Source organism: Actinoplanes subglobosus (genome assembly GCF_042650585.1).
Classification (GTDB): domain Bacteria; phylum Actinomycetota; class Actinomycetes; order Mycobacteriales; family Micromonosporaceae; genus Actinoplanes; species Actinoplanes subglobosus.
In genome coordinates this window covers 773630-795949 of sequence record NZ_JBHSBL010000017.1, presented here as the reverse complement: position 1 = coordinate 795949, position 22320 = coordinate 773630, and the positions used below count along the sequence as shown (strand labels likewise).

Annotated in this window: 20 protein-coding genes and 1 pseudogene (1 of these 21 running past the window's edge); 13 read left to right on the top strand and 8 right to left on the bottom strand. The window is 70.0% G+C overall.

Translation table 11 applies throughout. The annotated features are described in order from the left end of the window. From ACFO0C_RS21685 to ACFO0C_RS21670, 4 genes and pseudogenes are all read left to right on the top strand, one after another. Positions 1-627, top strand: a pseudogene (locus ACFO0C_RS21685) (DNA polymerase III subunit beta family protein); it begins 406 nt to the left of the window's first position. A 97-nt stretch (positions 628-724) separates the two neighbouring features. Beyond that, positions 725-1474, top strand: coding sequence for a class I SAM-dependent methyltransferase (locus ACFO0C_RS21680; RefSeq protein ID WP_378068464.1), 750 nt, complete (start codon positions 725-727; stop codon positions 1472-1474). Between the two features lie 497 nt (positions 1475-1971). Further along, on the top strand, positions 1972-2460 hold the full coding sequence (locus tag ACFO0C_RS21675) for a hypothetical protein (protein WP_378068463.1): 489 nt from the start codon (positions 1972-1974) through the stop codon (positions 2458-2460). 2078 nt (positions 2461-4538) lie between these two features. After that, positions 4539-5123, top strand: coding sequence for a hypothetical protein (locus tag ACFO0C_RS21670; protein ID WP_378068462.1), 585 nt, complete (start codon positions 4539-4541; stop codon positions 5121-5123). Positions 5124-5129: 6 nt separating this feature from the next. On the opposite strand, the gene ACFO0C_RS21665 is transcribed toward ACFO0C_RS21670, so the two are convergent. Genes ACFO0C_RS21665 through fdxA form a run of 4 tightly spaced genes read right to left on the bottom strand, consistent with a single transcriptional unit; the run spans position 5130 to position 8522 of the window. After that, positions 5130-6377: a DUF4407 domain-containing protein gene (locus tag ACFO0C_RS21665; RefSeq protein WP_378068461.1), complete on the bottom strand. Its 1248-nt coding sequence runs from the start codon at positions 6375-6377 to the stop codon at positions 5130-5132. A gap of 50 nt (positions 6378-6427) precedes the next feature. Then, complete coding sequence (locus ACFO0C_RS21660; protein ID WP_378068460.1) at positions 6428-7072, bottom strand: SIMPL domain-containing protein; 645 nt, start codon at positions 7070-7072, stop codon at positions 6428-6430. Between the two features lie 26 nt (positions 7073-7098). Further along, on the bottom strand, positions 7099-8199 hold the full coding sequence (gene dapC / locus ACFO0C_RS21655) for a succinyldiaminopimelate transaminase (protein ID WP_378068528.1): 1101 nt from the start codon (positions 8197-8199) through the stop codon (positions 7099-7101). Continuing rightward, positions 8196-8522 carry a ferredoxin gene (gene fdxA, locus ACFO0C_RS21650; protein ID WP_378068459.1) on the bottom strand — a complete coding sequence of 109 codons (327 nt, stop codon included), beginning with the start codon at positions 8520-8522 and terminating at the stop codon, positions 8196-8198. The genes dapC and fdxA overlap by 4 nt, the downstream gene beginning before the upstream one ends. 83 nt (positions 8523-8605) lie before the next feature. On the opposite strand from fdxA, the gene ACFO0C_RS21645 reads away from it, so the two are divergent. After that, positions 8606-9565 carry a GNAT family N-acetyltransferase gene (locus ACFO0C_RS21645; RefSeq protein WP_378068458.1) on the top strand — a complete coding sequence of 320 codons (960 nt, stop codon included), beginning with the start codon at positions 8606-8608 and terminating at the stop codon, positions 9563-9565. 69 nt (positions 9566-9634) lie between these two features. Here the strand turns inward: ACFO0C_RS21645 and ACFO0C_RS21640 are convergent, their stop codons facing one another. The 3 genes from ACFO0C_RS21640 to mshB are packed head-to-tail and all read right to left on the bottom strand — an operon-like array spanning position 9635 to position 11560. Continuing rightward, on the bottom strand, positions 9635-10153 hold the full coding sequence (locus tag ACFO0C_RS21640; RefSeq protein WP_378068457.1) for a hypothetical protein: 519 nt from the start codon (positions 10151-10153) through the stop codon (positions 9635-9637). A gap of 25 nt (positions 10154-10178) precedes the next feature. Next, positions 10179-10697, bottom strand: coding sequence for a hypothetical protein (locus ACFO0C_RS21635; protein ID WP_378068456.1), 519 nt, complete (start codon positions 10695-10697; stop codon positions 10179-10181). After that, positions 10694-11560, bottom strand: coding sequence for an N-acetyl-1-D-myo-inositol-2-amino-2-deoxy-alpha-D-glucopyranoside deacetylase (gene mshB, locus ACFO0C_RS21630; protein ID WP_378068455.1), 867 nt, complete (start codon positions 11558-11560; stop codon positions 10694-10696). The genes ACFO0C_RS21635 and mshB overlap by 4 nt, the downstream gene beginning before the upstream one ends. A gap of 144 nt (positions 11561-11704) precedes the next feature. Here mshB and ACFO0C_RS21625 point away from each other — a divergent pair, with 144 nt between their 5' ends. The 8 genes from ACFO0C_RS21625 to ACFO0C_RS21590 all read left to right on the top strand — a co-directional run bounded on the left by ACFO0C_RS21625 (position 11705) and on the right by ACFO0C_RS21590 (position 21461). Continuing rightward, positions 11705-13471 (top strand): S9 family peptidase, encoded by a 1767-nt coding sequence (locus ACFO0C_RS21625; protein ID WP_378068454.1) that lies wholly within the window; start codon positions 11705-11707, stop codon positions 13469-13471. Between the two features lie 10 nt (positions 13472-13481). After that, entirely contained in the window at positions 13482-14093 is a 612-nt protein-coding gene (locus tag ACFO0C_RS21620; RefSeq protein WP_378068453.1) for a Uma2 family endonuclease, read from the top strand. 31 nt (positions 14094-14124) lie between these two features. Continuing rightward, positions 14125-15561, top strand: a complete 1437-nt coding sequence (locus tag ACFO0C_RS21615) for a TldD/PmbA family protein (RefSeq protein ID WP_378068452.1) — start codon at positions 14125-14127, stop codon at positions 15559-15561. Further along, complete coding sequence (locus ACFO0C_RS21610) at positions 15558-17015, top strand: TldD/PmbA family protein (RefSeq protein ID WP_378068451.1); 1458 nt, start codon at positions 15558-15560, stop codon at positions 17013-17015. The genes ACFO0C_RS21615 and ACFO0C_RS21610 overlap by 4 nt, the downstream gene beginning before the upstream one ends. A gap of 191 nt (positions 17016-17206) precedes the next feature. After that, positions 17207-17998: a hypothetical protein gene (locus ACFO0C_RS21605; protein WP_378068450.1), complete on the top strand. Its 792-nt coding sequence runs from the start codon at positions 17207-17209 to the stop codon at positions 17996-17998. An 11-nt stretch (positions 17999-18009) separates the two neighbouring features. Further along, positions 18010-19905, top strand: coding sequence for a fumarate reductase/succinate dehydrogenase flavoprotein subunit (locus ACFO0C_RS21600; protein WP_378068449.1), 1896 nt, complete (start codon positions 18010-18012; stop codon positions 19903-19905). Continuing rightward, positions 19902-20858, top strand: a complete 957-nt coding sequence (locus ACFO0C_RS21595; protein WP_378068448.1) for a succinate dehydrogenase/fumarate reductase iron-sulfur subunit — start codon at positions 19902-19904, stop codon at positions 20856-20858. The genes ACFO0C_RS21600 and ACFO0C_RS21595 overlap by 4 nt, the downstream gene beginning before the upstream one ends. 21 nt (positions 20859-20879) lie before the next feature. After that, complete coding sequence (locus tag ACFO0C_RS21590) at positions 20880-21461, top strand: GNAT family N-acetyltransferase (protein WP_378068447.1); 582 nt, start codon at positions 20880-20882, stop codon at positions 21459-21461. A gap of 50 nt (positions 21462-21511) precedes the next feature. Here ACFO0C_RS21590 and ACFO0C_RS21585 read toward each other — a convergent pair whose 3' ends face one another. After that, positions 21512-22279 carry a TetR/AcrR family transcriptional regulator gene (locus ACFO0C_RS21585; protein WP_378068446.1) on the bottom strand — a complete coding sequence of 256 codons (768 nt, stop codon included), beginning with the start codon at positions 22277-22279 and terminating at the stop codon, positions 21512-21514. Positions 22280-22320 lie beyond the last annotated feature (41 nt).

The following is a 22320-nucleotide window of genomic DNA, read 5'->3' as shown; positions in this document are numbered from 1 at the left end:
CGCCCCCCCGACCCGATCCCCGCCGGCGTGCTGTTCGAGACCGGTGAGGAGACGGTCACGCTGGTCGCCACCGACCGATACCGGCTGGCCGCCGCCACCGCCCCGGCCGTCGTCGAGGGTTCACCGGCCCGGCTGTTCCTGCCCTACGCGCTCGTCGAGGAGCTGCACGGCATCCGCGCCGGCTCGATCACCGTCGACCTGACCGACGGCCTGGTGACCGCCCGCGCCGGCGACCGGACCGTCGAGGGCAAGCCGATCGACATGGACTTCCCCGACTACCGCCGCCTGCTCCCACCGGCCGTCCCCACGGTCACCGTCGACGTCGCCGAACTGCGTGAGCTGCTGGCCGTCGCCCCGGTGATCGACCGCGAGCACGAGGGCCACCCCTACCCGGTGTCGGTCCTCGGCGTCGACGAGGCGGGCCGGGTGCGGTTCGCCGGAGCCGACGAGTGGGCGGCCGACACCGAGTCGCACGTGGCGGTCAACCGGGAGTTCCTGCTGGAGGCCCTCGACGCCGGTGCGGCCGGTCAGCTCCAGCTCGAACTCGACGGTCCGGTCCGCCCGCTGGTCTTCCGGCCGGTGGGCGCCGACTCCCGGTTCTCCCTCCTCATGCCGGTCCGCCATTGAGAGGTAGGTAACCGTTCAGCCACAGTCCGGCACCGGTCCTGGAAAGGCGGTGGGATCGAGTCGCTGCTGGACAGCATGCCCGGCTACTTTCGCAGGCGTGCGTACGAACCGGCAGGAGGAAGAGCTCAACGCCGCGGCTACCGGCGCCTCCATGACCGGGTGGGAGTTCGCCTGGCTGGACGGCCTGGCCGTGGCGTCCGAGCCGTCCTGGTCGTACCTCGACCTGGCCCGCCCCCTGGTGCGCCGCGCATGCAGCGTCCTCGACCTCGACACCGGCGGCGGCGAGCTGCTCGCCGAGCTTGCCCCGCTCCCCCCGCGCACCGTCGCGGTGGAGACCTGGGCCCGCAACACGCCCGCCGCCCGCGAACGGCTCGCGCCGTTCGGGGTGGCGGTGCAGACCGAGCTGCCGTCCGAGGAGAACGAGTTCGACCTCGTCCTCAGCCGGCACGGCCGTCTCCCCGCCGCCGACATCGCCCGCCTGCTCAAACCGGGCGGCGTGCTGCTCACCCAGCAGGTCGGCAGCGACGACCTGGCCGAGCTCAACACCGCCCTCGGCGCGCCGCCGCCACATCCGCGCCGGTGGGACGCCGAGGTGGCGGCCGGCGCGCTGCGCGCGGCCGGTCTGCGGGTCACCGACGTGCGCGAGGAGCATCCGCTGCTCGCGTTCCACGACATCGCCGCGGTGGTCCATCAACTGCGGTCGGTGCCATGGCAGATCAGAGACTTCACCCCCCTGCGGTACGAGAGGGAGCTGGCCCGTCTGTCGGCGACCATCCGGGCGCGCGGCGGGTTCACGGTGCGGTCCCACCGGTTCCTCGTCCGTGCCGAGCGGCCGACAGAGGCATAAGCGTCAAGCCTCTTTCAGGGGAACGGCACTGACAGCCCGGTAACCCGTTAGGGTCGGCCTCCCGGAAATTGTTCCGAGAACCGTTCCGATTTCGTGCCGAAACGGCGCTTTACTTCACGTTTCAAGCATCATTCTGGGGCTTTTCGGCAATCCGAGGGGCGCTCAGGGTTGCCCTCCTCCGACATCGGTGCACTGTGGGCATCGATGCAGGTGGGGCGCTTTTCATCGATCTCCGCCACGGTCCTGGGTGATCGGTGCGGCGGCCGCCGTCACGCGTACGGGTTAGCCGGGACGGGCCGGAACCGCCGCCGTCTCGCATGCAACAGGTGAACGGTAAGGACGATCGTCGGCTTGGGACGGGTCCGCCATCTTTGTCGCAGCGCCGGGTGGCCTTGTGGGCCCCGGTGACATCCGATTAACGACGTGCACCCCGCGTAAGTCGCTCGTGGCTTTGCGTAGGTGTCGCTCGCTTACCGCGTTCCAGGAGGAACATTCCCATGCGCAAGTTCACCAAGCGTTCTGCCGCCCTCGTCACCGCTGGCGTCATCGTCGCCACCGGTGGCGCGGCTTGGGCCGTCTGGGGCGTCACCGGAACCGGCTCCGTCGCGGCGTCCGGCGCCACCATCTCGCCGCTCGTTGTCGGGCAGACGATCACCTTGACGCCTACCGCTTTCTTCCCCGGGAGTAAGCACAACATCGCTTTCACCGTCTCGAACCCCAACCCGTTCCCGGTCGATATCTCCGGAATCTCCCTCACGATCACGAGCAACGACACGAATGCGTGCGCGTCCAACAACGTCGTGCAGGTTCCGGGTGCCGAGCCCAGCGCTACAAGCGACATCTCGCTCGACGCCAACAGTGGCACCCACACGATCACCTACGTGCAGGCGGTCCGGATGATCGCTAACGCGGCTCCCGGGTGTGCGGGCAACGGTTTCCAGATTGGCGTCCAGGTCGCGGCCAACAGCGCCGCCGTTGACGACTGATCCCTGACCACAGGGCCGGGGGCACTCACGCGATGCCCCCGGCCATCCGTACCTCCAGCCCAGAGACAGGAATGGCTACGTGCTCAGATCATCGCGCCGCGCACGGTCCCTGGTGGCAGCCACGGTTATCGCCGTCCTGACTGTCACTGGGGGCGCGGCTTGGGCATTCTGGCGGGTAACGGGATCGCGAACCACCGCAGCAACTGCTCGGGACGTCGCGGCACTTCGGCTTGTAGGTCAAATCAGCCCCAACCAACCGCTCTACCCTGGCGCCAAGGCAGACCTCGTCGTGACGGTACACAACGACAATCCCTTCCCGGTGAGGATAACCGTGTTCCGGGCTGGGCCTGATCCCGTCACGGTTGATCAAACACACAGGAACGCCGGGTGCGTCACTACTGGTGTCTCCCTGGTCGACCCGGTCTTCACAGTGACCTGGACGATCGCGGCCAACGCCAAGAAGGACTTCTTCATCTCCAAGGCACTCAAGATGACCAACGACTCGGACTCCGCGTGCCAAGGGGCTTCCTTCACGATCCCACTCGCGGCAACCGGGCGAAGCAATGCGACCTAGTCCTTTACGAAAGCGATGGCTTCGTCGTAGTGCAGCAAGCGGACTGACAGTGGCCTGCGTCTGGGCCGCGGCCGGCACGGGTCAAGGTTCTGCGGAACTTGTCAGTCGCAGCACCCACTCGTTCACTCTCACCGGAACCGCCATGAAGAGGTTCTATCCAGGAGCCGTCCGTCGCACCGCGGTGACCGTGACGAACCCGTTTCCGTATCCGATTCAAGTCCAAGATATTGAAGCGCGCGTGGTCTCAACGTCGAAGCGCGAGTGTCGACCGATCTCGACCAATCTCAAGATCGGATCCTATCTTGGTCACCTCCCGTTGAGAGTGCCTGCCCATGGGCGGACATCCAATGGCGAGTTTGAGGTCAGGATGCCGAACACAGTTGCCACTGCATGCCAACAGGCGACCTTTCGCGTGGAGTTCACGGCCAAGGCACGAAGGACGGAACGGTGAGGCGAAGCACTGCGGCGATGATCGTCGTATCCAGCGCGATGGGGGCCATGGCACTGGGTAGCGGGCTCACCGCTTGGGCCAATTGGTCAGTCAATACCACGTCAGGTGAAGCCGTTGCCGCCGCATTCGTTCTACCGATGGTGGGGAAGCCGGAGGCGGGGGTTGTCGGTGGAGTGCCGCGGGTCAGCTGGGTTGGTGTGAGGTTTCCGTCGGGGGCGGCGGTTGGTGGGTATGCGGTGGTTCGGCATTCGGGGAACGTTCAGGGTGAGGTCTGCCGGGTCGGGGCCGCGACGCTGACCTGCGCCGATGGGGCGGCTGAGGCGGGGAGTTCGGTGACCTACACGGTGCGGGCCGTGGCTGGGGACCGGTGGGCTGGTGTGGCGAGTCCGGCGAGTGAGTCTCTCGTCGTTCCGGGTGGGGCGGTGGCGGGGCGGTCCGCGGCCGGTGAGGGGGAGGGTGCGAAGGAAGGGTTCGGGGACGCGGGGAAGAAGGACGGGTCGGGCGGCGACGGTGACGGGGTGGGCGGCGCGGTGCAGCCGACGACGAGCCCCGGGCCGGGTCCCACGTCGTCCGCACCTTCTGCACCGGTCGAGTCGGTGCCGACCCGTACACCGGTGAAGTCTTTGCCGGCCAGTCTTTCGCCGTCGTCGTCGCCGTCGGTGACGGCGGGCGGGGAGAGCGAGGCTCCGGGGAAGGGCTAGCGGAGTCGCGATTTCGGGCGGAATGTGCGACGTCGGACGTACCGAGTCGGGGCTGGGACAACCGGTGAGAGGCAGGAATCGATCGTCGGGCCGAGGCTGGCCGGACGGTCGATTTCGTCACCCCGCAGGGGTAAGCCGTATCGGCAGACCTGTCCGATTTATGCGCTGGAAGGGCGGACGGAAAACCGATCACATCGGACATCCGTGTCGGGGAACGTTATATGAGCGCCGAACCCGGCATCTTTCCCACCGGCCCTCGAGGAGGAACGAGCCGCATGCCCGAACCAAGGGATCCCCGCGCGGCGGCTGCCACCGAGGTCGCTTCGTGAATCGGCGCGACACTCTTTTCGGCTTGTCCGAGAGCGACGGCCGGTCGCCCTCGCATCTCGAACTCGACCCCGGGGACTACGAGGAACCCACCTGGGAGGTACGGCACCCGGAGCGACGCCGGCGGTTCGACCGGCGGGCCCGGGTCATTCTCAGTGCCGCGGCCATCGCCGCGCTGCTCGCCAACGCGGGCGCGGCCTGGGCCTACTGGCGTTTCAACAGTCCGCCCACGGTGGAGGAGTGGGCCTCGGGCACCGCCGTGGAGGTGTCACTGACCGCCATCTCCGACCCGGGGCGGCCACTGCGCGCGGGCACTCCCGGAAATCTGACGGTGACCGTCACCAACCAGCACGGGGTGCCGGTGCACATCACCGAGATCGTGCCGGTCGAGGGCCGGGCGGTCGCCGACGAGGCCCACCGGGAGGCCGGCTGCGCCGAGGCCCGGGTCGAGTTCACCCAGCCGTCGTTCGCGGTGTCGTGGGAGGTGCCGCGGAACACGGTGGGCGCGTTCATCCTGGAAGGTGCCCTGTCGATCCGGCCGGGCGGTGTCCCGGCGTGCCAGGGGGCGACGTTCACCGTTCCGGTGCGGGCCCAGGCCGTACGCCCATGATCATGATCAGACGTTGATGCGGTGACGGGGGATCGGGCGCTCGATGCGTGCCGGGTCGACGACGACCGCGTCGTGGAGCACGTGCCGTGCCCGGTCGGTGGCGGCCCGGGCGAGGCGGCCGTCGTGGGAGGCCGCTTCGATGCCGTCGGCGATGACCTTGGCGGTGGCCTCGCCGTAGGTTCGGGCGTCGTGGATCTCACGTTCGTGCATGAGAGACGCCTCGTGCTCGCGGAGCCGGGCCGCCCGGGCCTCGGCACGTTCGTAGGCGTTGCCGCGGGAGACCAGCTTCAACCCGATGGCCGCACAGTCCAGGGCCACCAGCAGCAGCGCGATACCGAGGTAGAAGACGCCGACGCCCCAGAAGTCGGAACGGATCAGATGCCACATCGCCGCGGTACGGGCACCGAAACCGGAGTCACCGCGCACCACGTCGGCGTTGGCGGACCGTTCGTCGCTGATCCGTTCGGCCAGCCGGGACTGTTCGCCGGCCCGGGCGGCACGGGACTCCCGCTGGTCACGTTGCAGGGCGGCGGCCTGACGTTCCAGCCTGGCGGCCTGGTCGTCGAGGGCGCGAGAACGGCGTACGAGCTGGTAGCAGTAGCCGTCGCGCGGGCAGCCGGGACTGCGGGTGACGCCGCGGCCGGCCGAGTCGTCGAGCGCCTGCCGGTAGGTGCGGCGGGCATCCTCACGTTTCTGGGCGGCCCGGTCGACGAGACGGCGGACCGCGGTGTCGTCGGCGGCCGTCTCGTCGCGGAGTTCGCCGAGGCGGGCCGTGTAACCGGCGACGGCACCACCCGCGTCCAGGTCGCTGAGCTGTTCGCTGTGTACCTGCGCGAGGTGGGCCTCGATCTCGCCGCGGTACCGGGCCAGCATCAGCGGCTCGGTGATGACGATCGCGAAGAGCAGCGCGAGGCTGATCCGGCCCACGTACAGACCGAGGGTCGGCGGTCGCAGCAGGTGCCGCGGGTCCGACGACTCCAGTCGTTCGAAACTGATCGTCACCCGGCCCACGACCGCGCGGTCGTAGGCGACCACACCGATCGCCACGAGCGGCCCGACCAGCCACTGGTACCAGGGATGGCTGTAGCCGGAGCTGGCGTCGATGAACGCGGCACCGCCCACCGTCGCGTAGACGAAGTAGAGCAGTATGAAGACGCCGATGGATCGGTACAGCACCCGGTCCGAGTGTGTGGTGACACTTCGGGGATTCACGTTCGCCACCCGCAGCAACAGGTGCCCGAGGCCCTTGCGCATGCTGCCGAGTCTTGCCGACTCCCCGGTCGTCCGGAGGCGTTTTCCGCCGATCAGGCTCGCAGGACCGTCGGCTCCGTGATGGTGACCCGCATCAGCACCCGGGCCTCGACGACCTGCTGCCGCGGGTCCAGGTCGAAGGCCGGGCCGTCCTCGGCGTCCTCCGCCGCGCCACCGGCGGCCCGCATCATCATCGGATGCGCCCCGGCCGCCTCAGCGTCCGAGATCTCGACGATGCGGTCCAGCTCGGAACCGACTGCCGCCGCATACTCCCGGGCACGGTCGAGGGCGTCGGTGACGGCGTCACGGCGCACATCGGCTCCGGCACGGCTGCCCGGGCGGAGCCGCCACCAGGGGCCGGACACCGAGATGGACTCGCTGGAGGCGAGCTGGGCCAGCAGCTCACCGAGCGGGTCGAAGTCGACGACGGTGACCGTGGTGGTCAGCGAGCCGGAGTGGAAGGCGCTGCGCTCGCCACGCCGCCGGTACTCCTGGTAGACGTGCAGGCCCGCGGTCTCGCGGCGCTCGATCGCCGTACCGTATCGATCGAGGATCTTGCCGACCTCGGCCGAACGCTCGGTGAGGCGCGTCACGACGGACGGCTTGTCGCGGTCCCGCGCGGACACCGTCACCGAGAAGACCGCCTGCTCCGGGGGCACCTCACGGCGTGCCTCACCGTGGACCGTCACGATCGTCATGTCCACGGCGGGCACTCCCTCGAAAGTCAGAACGGCTCGCTCAGGCGGTCGGCCGCGGCCGCCACTCGCTCGTCGGTCGCGGTCATGGCGATGCGCACGTGTCTCGCCGCGGCCGGGCCGTAGAAGGCGCCCGGAGCGGCCAGGATGCCCCGGCGGGCGAGCCGGTCGACGGTCGCCCAGCAGTCCTCGTCGCGGGTCGCCCACAGGTAGAGACCGGCCTCCGAGTGGCTGATCTCGAAACCCGCCTTGACCAGCGCGGACCGCAGGATCTCGCGACGGGCCGCATAACGCTCGCGCTGCTCCGCGACATGCGTCTCGTCGGTCAGCGCGGCCACCATGGCGGCCTGCACCGGCGCCGGGACGATCATGCCGGCGTGCTTGCGGACCGCCAGCAGCTCGGCGACCAGTGCGGGGTCACCACCGAGGAAACCGGCCCGGTAACCGGCCAGGTTGGACCGTTTGGAGAGCGAGTGCACGGCCACGACACCGGTGTAGTCGCCGCCGGTCACCCGGTCGTCGAGCACCGAGACCGGGGTCGTCTCCCAGCCGAGCGACAGGTAACACTCGTCGCTGACCACGGTGACGCCGCGCTCACGCGCCCAGTCGACGACCTTGCGCAGGTGCTCCACGGGGAGCACCCGGCCGGTCGGATTGGACGGTGAGTTGATCCAGATCAGCTTGACCCGGGGGTCGGGGCCGATCGCGGTCAGCGAGTCGGACCGGATCACCTCGGCGCCGGTCAGCCGGACGCCCACCTCATAGGTCGGATAGCAGACCGACGGGATGACGACCACATCGCCCGGACCGATGCCGAGCAGCGTCGGCAGCCAGGCGACCAGCTCCTTGGAGCCGATCGTGGGCAGCACACCGAGCTCGCCGCTCGCCCGGCACTCCCGGGCGAGCCAGCCGCCGATCGCGGCACGCAGCTGCGGCGTGCCGGCGGTCAGCGGGTAACCGGGCGCGTCGGAGGCGTCCGCGAGGGCCTGCCGGATCGACGCCGGAACCGGGTCGACCGGCGTGCCGATCGACAGGTCCACGATGCCGCCCGGGTGTGCCGCGGCGAGCGTCTTGGCCGGCTCCAGCAGGTCCCAGGGGAAATCCGGCAGGGCCGACGACAGAGCGCTCAGTGTGCGTCCCCACGGGGAGGCTGCGCGATCACGAACGGCGTGTCCTTGTCGATCTTGCCGACCTTGGAGGCGCCACCGGGCGAACCGAGGTCCTCGAAGAACTCGTAGTTCGCGTTGGTGTAGTCCTTCCACTGCTCCGGCACGTCGTCCTCGTAGAAGATCGCCTCCACCGGGCAGACCGGCTCGCAGGCTCCGCAGTCGACGCACTCATCGGGGTGGATGTAGAGCATCCGGTTGCCCTCATAGATGCAGTCGACCGGGCACTCCTCGATGCATGCCTTGTCGAGCACATCGACGCAGGGCTCAGCGATGATGTAGGTCACGGATCTTTCCCTTCGAAGCCACGCCGCGGGAACCGCCGACGACAAATTGCAGAGCCTAGTATTCCCGCCGAGGGAGGTAATGCGTGCTCCGACAGCAGGATGTGGGACACCGGGTGGTGGTACGGCGAATTGTAGGCGTATCCGGGGACCGGACGCTCTTCACGGATGCGCTGGGTGAGCTCGTCGACCTCACCGAGACCGATCTCACACTAGCCACCGACAAAGGCACGGTGCGGGTGCCCCTGCGAGAGGTGCACCGGGCCAAGCGGGTGCCACCGGCACGACGGCCCCACGCCGCCGCCGTGATCGCCCTCGAACTCGCCGCCGACGAGGCGTGGCCCGCCCCGGTCCGCGGCCGGCTCGGCGGCTGGCTGCTGCGGGCCGCCGACAACTGGACCGGCCGGGCCAACTCGGCACTCGCCGTCGGCGACCCCGACCGGCCGCTGGAGGCGGCCATCGACGCCGTCGTCAAGTGGTACGGCGAACGCGGCCAGCGACCCCTGATCAACGCCCCGATGCCGCTCGCCGCGCCGGTCAACGCGACCCTCGACGACCGTGGCTGGACGAGCCGCCCGCTGACCCTGGTGCAGACCGCCCCACTGGCCCCGATGCTGGCCGCTGCGGGTCGCGCCGACCTGCCCCCCGTCGACCTGGCCGACGCGGCCGGCGACGACTGGTATGCGATGGTCGCCGACCACAAGGGCAGCCTGCCCGCGGCCGCGCTGACCATCCTGAACGGCGTACCGGAACGGGTCTTCGCCCACGTCCGCGACAGCGACGGCGAGTTGCTCGCGGTCGCCCGCGGCGCGGTCACCGGACCGGACCGCCTGCTCGGCGTGTCGCTCGTGCAGACCGCCCACGCCGCACGTCGGCGCGGGCTGGGCGGGCACGTGGTGCGGGCGCTGGCCCACTGGGCGTCCCAGCGGGGCGCCAACCGGGCCTATCTGCAGGTCGAGGAGCGCAACACGGCGGCGGTCGCCCTTTACGGGCGGCTCGGTTTCGCCACCCACCACACCTATCTGACCAGGGAAGCACCGCTCTAGATCGCCTCCGGTGACGGGGCCCGTCGTCTGTGCGGTGGAGCCGGCCCGCCGAACCTCGACCGGCTGCGGTCAGCGGCCGACGACCCGGCGGGGACGGCTCTTGCGGGCCTCGGTGTACGCCTTCAGCGCCCGCGACCGATAGTCACGGCCGAGCATGACGGCAATCCAGTAGCCGATGACCGTGCCGGCGATCGCGCAGGCGCCGTAGAGCCAGATCTGCGAGAAGAAGTCACCCGCGCCGTTGGCGAACGGGCCGTGGCCGCTGATGAACGGTCCGACCAGGACCGTCAGGGCCATGCCGCCGAGCGCGCCGAACCCGACGTCGGGCAGCCAGTCGCTCGGCGCCTGCCGCTGCGAGCGGACGAACGTCAGCACGGCCAGGATCAGCGCGATCACCACGAACATGGCGATCGAGGCGAGCCCCTGACCGCTCTCGTCCCCCGAGGAGAACCGGATGACCAGCCTGGCGATCACGTTGACCGCGAACAGGGCGACGGCCAGCGCCGTGATCCGGAACCAGCGCTGCTGCCTCATCTCGTCCTCCAGAATGAGCACCGTGAATTCTCGTGGCGGGATCGTAGCGCTCATCCTGGCCGACGGTGCGCCAGGATTCCTAGACACTGCCTGAGAGTTCGCTGTCCTTGCTCAACGGGGCGCTGTCGCGGCTCAGGGGCGCCAGGATCAGGCGATACACATACACCGCGAAGGTCAGGCTGCCGGCCAGGATCATCACCAGGGCCACCCAGTTGGTCCCGCCGACCAGGTAGTCGCCCTCGGTGGTGCGGGTGCCGGCCGCGGTCAGCATCAGCAGCGTCCACAGCGCCCACGGTGGGCCGGCCGCCCAGCGGCGGCCGGTCGTGGTCACGGCGAACCAGGCGATCGCGAGGTTGGCCCCGATCGCCAGCGGGACGACGATCGGCAGTGGGGCCCCGCTGCCGGTGTAGGGCGAGTCGCCGTCGAGCATCGCCGCGAAAGCCCCGAACCGCAGCGCGCTCAGCTCCAGCTCCAGAAACGCGGTGACGACGGTGGCGAGGAGCGCGACGGTGAGGCCGGCCGCCCGGAGGACGCCGTCGGCCCGCATCAGCGGCGCCGGCTGCTCCTCCGCGACGGCGGCCGGTATCTCGCCGGTCATGCCAGCCCGCTGAACAGGTCGCTCTCCCAGCCGTGCGGACCCGAGCCGGGACCGCGCGTGCCCTTGACGAGCGTGTAGTACTCCACGCCCATGAACTCGCCGCCGAAGTCGCCGGCGATCCCGTAGAGCCAGGAGTTGTCCGGGATCTGGGTGGCGTGGGCGCGCATCGCCGCCGTCTTCTTCGCGTAGTGGTCGGTGCCGTCGACGCGGGCCGCGATCTCCTCGTCGGGTGTGCCGAACGGCAGGTCGTCGACCTTCTCCACGTCGGCGAACGGGTTGCTCTCCGACTCGCGGAACGCCTCCATGCCGTCCAGCAGCACGCTCAGCGGCATGGCCGTCCAGTAGATCTTGGACGGGCCGTCCTCGCCGGCCAGCTCGGCGGCACGCATCGCGACCCGGTGGGCCTGGATGTGGTCGGGGTGGCCGTAGAACCCGTTCTCGTCGTAGGTGATCATGACCTGCGGGCGGATCTCGCGGATGATCTCGACCAGGTGGGCGGCCGCCTCGTCCAGGTCGGCCTGCCAGAACGCTCGGGGGTGCTCGTTGGTGGGCAGGCCCATCATGCCGGAGTCACGGTAACGACCAGGGCCGCCGAGTATGCGCCGGTCGGTGACGCCGAGCGCGGAGCAGGCGCGCTCCCACTCGACCAGGCGGTAACCGCCCAGCTGGTCGGCCTCGGCGGCGGCGAGGCCGGCCAGCTCCGGGACGTGGATCTCACCCTCCTCACCGAGGGTGCAGGTCACGAGGGTCACGTGGGCGCCGGCCGAGACGTAGTGGGCCATCGTCGCCCCGGTGCCGATCACCTCGTCGTCGGGGTGGGCGTGGACCAGCAGCAGGCGGCGGGCGGGCAACTCTTCAGTCACGGCGGATACTGTACGCGCGACCACCGACAGGTTCGGCTCACCAACCCGCGGTTCGCCGGGAGCGAGACGGGCCCGCGGTTCGCCGGCAGCGAGACGGGCCCGCGGTTTGCCCGGCGCGAGCCGGGCCCGATCGGCGATGCTGGAGTGGTGGAGTACCCGTACGCCGTGACCGTCGGGGCCGATGGCGCCCGAGTCGTGTTCCTCCGTTCGTCCGGCCTCTGGCTGCTCGATCTGCCCACCGGGGAGGAACGCCGGATCACCGGGCCGGTCGATTCCTGCGCGACCGACCGGGACGCGACGGTCGCCGCGCTCATCCGCGACGGCGAGCTGCTGCGGGCCGACCTGATCACCGGCACGGTCACCGCACTGCCGTCGGACGGGCCGGTCCACGACGCCCGGCCGGACCCGCAAGGCCGCCGCATCGGCTACGTCATCGACCCCGGTGGAGCGGCGTCGCTGCACGTCACCGGGCCGGACGGGGACCGGCTGATGGCCGGCGAGCCGGGCAACGCGTGGCGCGAACACGGCGGGACGATCTCGTGGGGGATGCCCGGGACGTGGGCGGGCGAGTTCGGGCGTACCCGGGGATGGTGGTGGTCGCCGGACGGATCGCAGATCCTGGCCGTGCGCAGCGCCCGGACGGTCAGCCTGCATCTTCTCGACCTGGACGACGGCTGGGTCGACGTGCACTGGGACCGGGAGACCTATCCCTACCTGGCGCAGGCCCGGTGGGCCGGCGGTGGCCCGCTGATCACCGTGCTGCGCCGGATGCAGCAGCACGGGCTGGTCCTGTCCATCGATCCGCGCACCGGCGAGACGCAGGTGCACGCCGAACTCGCCGACGCCCGCTGGGTCGAGCCGATCCCGGGCACGCCGCGGCACCTGCCGGACGGTCGCGTGCTGGTCGGCGGCGAACTGGCTCACGACGGCTTCGACGCACGCTGTCTCTTCGCCGACGGCAGCCTGCTCACACCGCCCGGCCTCTACGTCCGCCGGGTGGCCGGCACGCTGCCGCGACCCGGTGGGCCGGCCGGGACGCCCGACCTGATCGTCGAGGGCAGTCTCGGCGACCCGGCGGTGCGGGAGGTCTTCCGGGTCCGCACGTCGCTCGGCGGCGGCGGGCCCGAGGTGACCAGGGTGACGCTGCTCACCGGGACGGACCAGGTCACCGTCGGCGGCGACGTGCTGGTCGCCGGCAACCGGGTGTGGCACGGCGATCGGGTGATCTCGTTGCGGTCGGCGGTGCCGGATCCGTCCGGGTACCCCGAGCCGGTGCTGGAGCGCGTCACCGACCGGCGGCTCCCGGCCGCGGTCCTCTACCCCACCGGGCACGTCGGCGGGACCAGGCTTCCGGTGCTGGTCACCCTGGGCGACGGGCCGGGGCATCAGCAGGTCCTGGCGGACCCCTCGGCGTGGCGGGAGCGACAGCGGTTCGCCGACTCCGGCTTCGCGGTGGTCAGCATCGATTCGCGGGGTACGCCCGGAGTGGCCCCCAGTTTCGAGAAGGCGGTCCATCGGCGCCTTGCCGACGTGATGCTCGGCGACCAGGCCGACGCCCTGCACGCCCTGCACGGCAAACATCCGGACCTCGACCTCACCCGGGTCGCGGTGCACGGCCGCGGGCTGGGCGGCTGGCTGGCCGCACTCGGTGTGCTGCGCCGGCCGGAGATCTTCCACCGGGCGGTGGCGCACCGGCCGGTGATCGACTGGGCCGACCTGCCGGGGCCGGTGTCCGAGCGTTACCTGGGCGACCGTGGCGACGCCCCCGACGTCTACGCCCACCACTCCCTGCGCGAGGCCGGAACCTCCCCGGACGTGCTGCTCGTCGGCGTCGAACTGGACGGTTTCCCGTCGCGGACTGCCGTGACGTTCGAGGAGGAGCTAACCTTCCTCCGGGGAGGTAGTCACTAGGAGGGTTGTCATGGAGCATGTTGATGTGGGACAGTTTCCATCCGACAAGACGGGAGACGACGCCATGACGACTGCCCTCCTCCACCTCGAGGACCACTACTGGACCGAGTCGGAGTATCTGGCCATCGGCGAAACGCTCGAGCGCATCGAACTTTTCGACGGGAGCCTGGTAGTGATCCCCACTCCGACCGGAGGCCATCAGCACATCGTCACCAAACTTGTAGTCGCCCTGTATCACGTAGCCCGCAACGCTGGACTCCACGTCTTTCCTGGCCTGGGTATTCGCCTCAGCCCCGGTCACATCCGCATTCCCGACTTCCTCATCACCACAGAGCTCAATCTCGGGGAGCGGGTGTTCGACGCCCCCGTGGTGAAGCTGATCTGCGAGGTCATCTCGCCGTCCAACGCGTCGGCGGACACGGTCCAGAAGATGCGCCACTACGCGAACGCTGGAATCCCGTGGTACCTGCTGATCGATCCCCGGATCGAGACCTTCCACCTCCTCCGCCTGGACGGCGATCGGTACACGGAGCATGCCAAGGCCGCTCCCGGCGAGCTGCTGGAGCTCACCGAGCCCGTGGTCGCGACCATCGATCCGGCGGATCTGCTGCCGCCTCGCTGAAACTGTCGCACCCGGCGCATAGGGTCGGGTCATGACCCACTTCGATGAGGCGGGGGCGGCGGTGCAGGCCGCACTCGACGCCGGCGCCCGTTATGCCGACGCCAGGGTGATGGTGCGGCGATCAGAGACCATGTCGGCCCGTGACGGTGACGTCGAGGATCTCGGCTTCGACGAGAGTGCCGGGCTGGGCGTGCGGGCCCTGGTCGGCTCCGGGTGGGGCTTCTACGCCGTTCCCGATCTGACCGAGCCGTCCGCGCGGGCGGCCGGGAGGCGCGCCGCGCAGATCGCCGCCGCGAGCGCCGCGGTCCCGGGCCCTCCGGCCGACCTGGTCCCGGCCCGCCCGGTGGTGGCGAGCTGGGCCTCCGACTGCGTGATCGATCCGCTCGGGGTGCCACTCTCGGCAAAGGGCGACCTGCTGGTCCGGGCGACCGAGGCGGCCAAGTCCGCGGGTGCCGACGTGGCCGAGGCCAACTACGCGATCTGGGATACCAGGAAGTGGTTCGTCTCCAGTGAGGGCCACCGCATCGACCAGCACATCCGGGAGTGCGGCGCCGGCGTGACAGCGATCGCGATCGGTGACGGTGAGGTGCAGCGCCGGTCGTGGCCGTCCCATCGTGGCCAGTTCGGCACCAGCGGCTGGGAGCTGGTCGACGAGATCGACCTGGTGGGCAACGCGCCGCGGATGGCGGAGGAGGCGCGGGCGCTGCTGACGGCGCCGCTGTGCCCGTCCGGCGATACGACGCTGATCCTCGGCGGCGAGCAGCTGGCGCTGCAGATCCACGAGTCGGTGGGGCACGCCATCGAGCTCGACCGGATCCTCGGCTGGGAGGCCGCGTTCGCCGGCACGAGCTGGCTGGATCTGAGCCGGCTGGGTTCGCTGCGCTACGGCTCCGAGTTGATGAACATCACGATCGACCCGACGTTCCCGGGCGCGCTGGGCAGTTTCGGCTTCGACGACGAGGGCACCCCGGCGGCGAAACGGCATGCGGTCCGCGACGGCCTGTGGGTGGGTGTGCTGGCCGGGCGTGACTCGGCGGCGATCGCCGGGCTCGATTACGCGGGCAGTGTCCGGTCGGACGGCTGGTCCCGGCTGCCGATGGTGCGGATGACCAATGTCGGGCTGGAGCCGGGCCCGCACACCCTCGACGAGATCATCGCGGCCACCGACGACGGCGTGTTCATGGATGTCAACCGGTCCTGGTCGATCGACGACCGCCGGCTCAACTTCCAGTTCGGGTGCGAGATCGGCTATGAGGTCAAGAACGGGAAGCGGGGCCGCATGCTGCGCAACCCGACCTACACCGGGATCGGCCCGAGGTTCTGGCAGTCGATGGACATGCTGTCGAGCGAGACGATCGCGTGGGGCACGCCCAACTGCGGCAAGGGCCAGCCCGGCCAGATCGGGCACACCGGGCATCCGGCGGCGCCGGCCCGATTCACCAACGTGCGGGTGGGGGTGCGGGGATGAGCGGCGAGGGTGGTCGGGCCGGGGCCGAGCTGGAGCTGGCGGCCCGGGTCATCGAGATTGTGCGGGAGCTGGGCGGCCGGTCGGCGGAGGCCGAGGTCAACGTCCGGCACGACGCCGAGGCGCTGACCCGTTTCGCGAATTCGACGATCCATCAAAATGTGGCGTCGGCGACGACCGGCGTCCGGTTGCGCCTGCACGCCGACGGGCGGACGGCCGGCGGCTCGACCACCGTGACCAGCGCCGACGGCCTGCGCGCGCTGGTCGAGCGGACACTCGCGGCGGTGCGGGTGTCGCCTGTCGACCGATCCTGGCCGGGCCTGGCCCCGCCGGCGGCGTTGCGGTTGTCGGCCGGCCATCCGGGGTCGGGTGAGCGGTCCGGGCTGGCGTTCGGGTTCGACGAGGCGACCGCGCGGGCCGACCCGGCCGAGCGCGCCGCGCGGGTCGGTGACTTCGTGCAGGCGGCCGGTGGGCTGGAGACGGCCGGCTACTGCCGCACGGTCTACGTGTCGGCCGCGTTCGCCAACAGCGCGGGCCAGGCGGTCGAGGGGCGGACGGCGGAGGCGGCGATGGACGGCATCGCCCGTTGCGAGGGGGCCGACGGGGTGGCCCGGCTGGCGGCCGCCCGGCTGGCCGATCTGGACGGCGCGGTGCTCGGGGCCCGGGCCGCGGCGAAGGCACGGGCCGCCCGTGGCCCGGTCGAGCTGCCACCGGGCCGTTACGAGGTGGTGCTGGAGCCCGACGCGGTCCGTGACCTGCTGGAGAATTTCGCGATCTTCGGCTTCGACGGCAAGGCCCACCACCATCAGCAGAGTTTCGCCGAGCTGGGCAAGGAGCAGTTCGACCCGTCGGTGACCATCGTGGACGAGCCGCTCGGCAGCCGCGAGGAGCCGGCCGCCGATCTGCCGTTCGACGACGAGGGCACTCCGCGCCGGCCGCTGGTGCTGGTCCGTGAGGGGGTGACCACCGCGGTGGCACACGACCGCACGTCGGCGGCGCTGGCGGGTGCCGTGTCGACCGGGCATGCCTCGCCGGCGTCCCGCTCATGGGGTCCGAAAGCCACGCATCTGCGGCTGGAGGCGGCGCCGGTGCCCGGAGCCACACCGGGGGCGGGCGGCACCGGCTCGATCGCCGACTCGGCCCGGCCGCTGGTCGCCGGGATGCGCCGGGGTCTGCTGATCACCGATTTGTGGTACACGAGGGTCCTCGACCCGAAGGCATTGGTCATCACCGGCCTGACCCGTAACGGGGTGTGGCTGGTGGAGGACGGTGAGGTCACGTCGGCGGTGAGCAACGTGCGGTTCACCCAGTCCTATCCGCGGGCGCTGGGCCAGGGGCGGGTGCTCGGGATCGGGGCCGAGACGGTGCTGTTGCCGGAGTCGTGGGGGCGTGCCCGTTATGCCGCTCCGGCCCTGCATCTGGCCGAGTGGAACGTCACCGGCAACGCCTCGGGATAGATCATCTACTTCATAGGCGATGATCTTTGCCCGGCGGGATGAGGTTTTTGTGACCCAGTCCGCAAAGAGTCAGACCTTCGGCGTAACGTGTGCCCCACATCACTGTCGCGGCGCGTCGGCGGAGTGGGGCTTCAGCCTGCCCTGACGTCGTCACGCCGCGACCCTGCACACGGCACTGTCAGGGAGATGGAATGACGACGACGGCAACGACGCCGGGCGGCGGCAAGGCGCGCGCGGCTATCGCGGCGCGGACCTTGCGCACCGACCGGTGGTGGCTCGCGCCGCTGGTGACCTTTATCGGCCTGGGCGCGTGGGTCACCTACGCCACCGTCCGGGTGTTCATGCACAAGTGGTTCTTCGTACCGGACTACCACTATCTGACGCCGTTCTATTCGCCCTGCATAACGGATGCATGCGGGGACGCGGCGATGTTCGGCACTCCACTACCGAGCTTCTTCCTCATCCCGGAGGCGGCGTTCACCCTGCCGTTCCTCCTGCTCTTCCGGTTGACGTGCTACTACTACCGGAAGGCGTATTACCGGGCGTTCTGGCTGTCGCCGCCGGCGTGTGCGGTGCCGGACGGGCACAAGAGCTACTCCGGTGAGACCCGGTTCCCGCTGATCTTCCAGAACGCGCACCGGTACGCGTTCTACGCCGCGGTGATCATCTCGGTGATCAACACGTGGGACGCGGTGCACGCACAGACGACCGGGCTCGGGCTCGGCAACGTGATCCTCTGGGTCAACGTGATCATGCTGTGGGCGTACACCCTGTCCTGCCATTCCTGTCGGCACATCGCGGGCGGCCGGCTGAAGCACTTCTCCAAGCACCCGGTGCGCTACCGCTTCTGGACCTTCGTGTCGAAGCTCAACACCCGCCACATGCAGCTGGCCTGGATCACGCTCGGCACGCTGGCGCTGACCGATTTCTACATCATGGGTCTCGCCGCCGAGTGGTTCACCGACCTGCGCATCATCAACTGAAAGGGCGGGCGATGAGCACGAAGATCGAACGACACCTGTACGACGTCGTCGTCATCGGGGCCGGTGGCGCCGGCCTGCGCGCGGCGATCGAGGCCCGGCTCGCCGGGAAACGCACCGCGATCATCTCCAAGTCGCTGTTCGGCAAGGCGCACACGGTCATGGCCGAGGGTGGCGCCGCGGCCGCGATGGGCAATGTGAACAGCAACGACAACTGGATGGTCCACTTCCGTGACACCATGCGCGGCGGCAAGTTCCTGAACAACTTCCGGATGGCGGAGCTGCACGCCAAGGAGGCGCCGGAGCGGATCTGGGAACTGGAGACGTACGGCGCTCTCTTCGACCGGACCAAGGACGGCAAGATCTCGCAGCGCAACTTCGGTGGCCACGAGTACCCGCGCCTGGCGCACGTCGGCGACCGTACCGGCCTGGAGCTGATCCGGACGCTGCAGCAGAAGATCGTGTCGCTGCAGCAGGAGGACTTCGCCGAGACCAGCAGCTACGACTCGCGGATCCGGGTGTTCCAGGAGACCACGATCACCGAGCTGCTGCTCGACGGCGACCGGGTGGCCGGCGCGTTCGGCTACTACCGGGAGACCGGCGAGTTCCTGCTCTTCGAGGCGCCGGCGGTGGTGCTGGCGACCGGCGGGGTGGGCCGCAGTTACAAGGTCACCTCCAACTCCTGGGAGTACACGGGCGACGGTCACGCGCTGGCGCTGCGCGCCGGGGCGACCCTGATCAACATGGAGTTCCTCCAGTTCCACCCGACGGGCATGGTCTGGCCGCCGAGTGTGAAGGGCATCCTGGTCACCGAGTCGGTCCGTGGCGACGGCGGCGTGCTGCGCAACTCCGACGGCAAGCGGTTCATGTTCGACTACGTCCCCGACGTCTTCCGCAAGATGTATGCGGAGACCGAGGAGGAGGGCGACCGCTGGTATGCCGACCCGGACAACAACCGCCGGCCGCCCGAGCTGTTACCCCGCGACGAGGTGGCCCGGGCCATCAACAGCGAGGTCAAGGCCGGTCGCGGCAGCCCGGCGGGCGGTGTCTACCTGGACGTCTCGACCCGTCTGCCGGCCGAGCAGATCATCCGGCGTCTGCCGTCGATGCACCACCAGTTCAAGGAGCTGGCCGACGTCGACATCACCAAGGAGCCGATGGAGGTCGGGCCGACCTGCCACTACGTGATGGGTGGCGTCGAGGTCGAGCCGGACACCGGCGCGGCCCTCGGCACGGTTCAGGGGCTGTTCGCGGCGGGCGAGGTGTCCGGCGGCATGCACGGCTCCAACCGGCTGGGTGGCAACTCTCTCTCCGACCTGCTGGTTTTCGGCAAGCGGGCCGGGGAGCACGCGTCGGCCTACGTGGACGCGCTGCCGGCCCGGCCGAAGGTGTCGAGGGTCGACGTCGCGGCCGCGGCCGAGGTGGCCCTCGCGCCTCTGGTTCGTGAGGGGGGCGAGAACCCGTACACCTTGCAGCAGGATCTGCAGGCGGTGATGGGTGACCTGGTCGGCATCATCCGGCGCGAGGGCGAACTCTCCGACGCGCTGAAGAAGCTGCACGAGCTGCGGGTCCGGGTGGCGAACGTGGGCGCGACCGGTGGCCGGCGCTACAACCCGGGCTGGCATCTGGCTCTCGACCTGCGCAACATGCTGGTCGTCTCGGAGTGCACGGCCAAGGCGGCGCTGGAGCGGGAGGAGTCGCGCGGCGGCCACACCCGCGAGGACTTCCCGAAGATGAGCCCCGAGTGGCGGCGCGTCAACCTGGTCTGCTCGCTGGAGGAGACCGGCGAGGTGCATCTGGAGCGCAAGCCGGTGCCCCGGATGCGGGACGAGTTGTTCGATCTCTTCGAGCGCAGTGAGCTGGCCAAGTATCTGACCGATGAGGAACTGACCGAGAGGGAGGCGGAGTGAAACGCCGATTCCGTGTCTGGCGCGGTGACGCGTCCGGCGGCGACCTGCGCGACTTCGACGTCGAGGTGAACGAGGGCGAGGTCGTCCTCGACATCATCCACCGGTTGCAGGCCACTGAGGCGCCCGATCTGGCCTGCCGGTGGAACTGCAAGGCCGGCAAGTGCGGCTCCTGCTCGATGGAGATCAACGGCAAGCCGCGGCTCGGATGCATGACCCGGATGTCGACGTTCGAGGAGAACGAGACCGTCACGATCACCCCGATCCGGACCTTCCCGGTGATCCGTGACCTGGTCACGGACGTCTCCTTCAACTACGAGAAGGCACGGGAGACGCCCGCGTTCGCCCCGCCGGCCGGCGTCGCCCCCGGCGAGTACCGGATGCAGCAGGTCGACGTGGAACGCAGCCAGGAGTTCCGGAAGTGCATCGAGTGCTTCCTCTGCCAGAACACCTGCCACGTGATCCGCGACCACGACGAGAACAAGCCCGCCTTCTCCGGCCCGCGTTTCTTCATCCGGGCCGCCGAGCTGGACATGCACCCGCTCGACTCGCTCGAGGACCGCAAGGAGTACGCGCAGTCCAGCCAGGGTCTCGGGTTCTGCAACATCACCAAGTGCTGCACCGAGGTCTGCCCCGAGCACATCAAGATCACTGACAACGCGATCATCCCGATGAAGGAACGCGTCGTCGACCGGCGTTACGACCCGCTGGTCTGGCTGGGTCGCAAGATCCTCCGCCGCGACCAGCTCGACCGCCCGGCCGCACCGTCCACGGTCAACCCGTCGCTGTCCAGTGCCCGCCTCCCGGAGGTCGCACCGGTCGGTCCCGACGGCCACATGGAGATCGCCGAACTCGCCGCGCCCCTGCAGGGCGGCCTCTCCCCCTTCGGCGAGGACATCGAATTCCCCCTCCCTCCGGAACAGGTCACCTACCACCACCCGGACCCCGAAAAATAGCGGGTGCCATACAGTGCGGGCGTGCCTCTTCTGACCACGCCCGCACTCCCCGCCGGAACGCTGTCGGCCAGGGAGCAGCCGGAGATCCAGACCGGCCGTCTCACCTTGCGGCCCTGGCAGGAGCCGGACGTCACGGTCGTGGTCGCCGCGTTCGCCGACCCCGCGATCCAGCGCTGGCACTGCCGGAGCCTGAACCCCGACGAGGCCCGCGAGTGGATCGCCCAGTGGGAACCCCGCTGGCGTTCCGAGTCCGACGCCGGCTGGGCGATCACCGAGAACGACCACGTCGTGGGCCAGATCGGGCTACGCCACATCGACTTCGCCGAGGGGCTGGCGAAGATCTCCTACTGGGTACTACCGGAGGCGCGCGGCCGGCGACTGGCACCACGGGCCCTGGCGGCGCTGACCGCGTGGAGCTTCGGTGAGCTCGGCCTGCACCGCCTGGAACTGAGCCACTCCACAGCGAACACCGCATCGTGCCGCGTCGCCGAACGATGCGGTTACCTGCCGGAGGGAACCAGGCGCAGCGAGGCCCGGCACGCCGACGGCTGGCACGACATGCACGCCCACGCCCGCCTGGCCACCGACCCCACACCCGCCTGAGGCCCGGCCTCACCTCGACCGCCGGCTCGTCCCGGCAGCCGGCCAGCCTCTCAGCCACCGGGTGTGGCAACGCCGCCTTCGCCCGCGGAGATGTCGCCGCCGCGGGACAGCCACAGTTCGAGCCCGTCGAGGATGCGGTCGAGGCCGAAGGTGAAACTCTGATCCCAGACCTGGTCCGGTTCCATCTCGACGACGCCGCTCTCCCCACGCCACCGGGCGTACTCCGGGAACTCCTCCGCCGCCTTCTCCATGAACGGCTCCAGGCTCCTACGCAGCTCGGCCGCGGACTGCCCGGACCGGTTGACCGCCGCACCGACCGCGGCCTCGGTGGTCGCCGCGCCGATCACGTGTGCCGTGATCAGTGAGTACACGTGGGACAGCGTCGGCCCGGTGAACCCGGCCGCGGAGAGCAGGCCGACGCTCCGGTTGCTCATCTTCATCACATTGGGCCCGATGGTGGGCCGCACGCCGAGCATCCCGATCACCCACGGATGCCGTAGCAGCATGGCCCGCATGCCACTGGCCATCACGGACACGCCGATCCGCCACGGCGCATCATCGGCCTCCGGTACGTAGACCTCCCCCATCACGTCGTCGACGGCGAGCTCGAGCAGGTCGTCCTTGGTGGCGACGTGCCAGTAGAGCGAGGTGGCACCGGAGCCGAGCCGGGCGCCGAGCCGTCGCATGCTCAGTCCGGCCGTGCCCTCGGCGTCGAGCAACTCGATCGCCGCACGGACGATCTGCTCGCGGCTGAGCGTCGGCTGACCGGTGCGGGCACGGGCGGGACGGGTCCACACCGAGTCGGTGAAGTCGGGCATGAGGTCATCCTAAGGGTTCTCGTACACTGTTCGAGTCCACT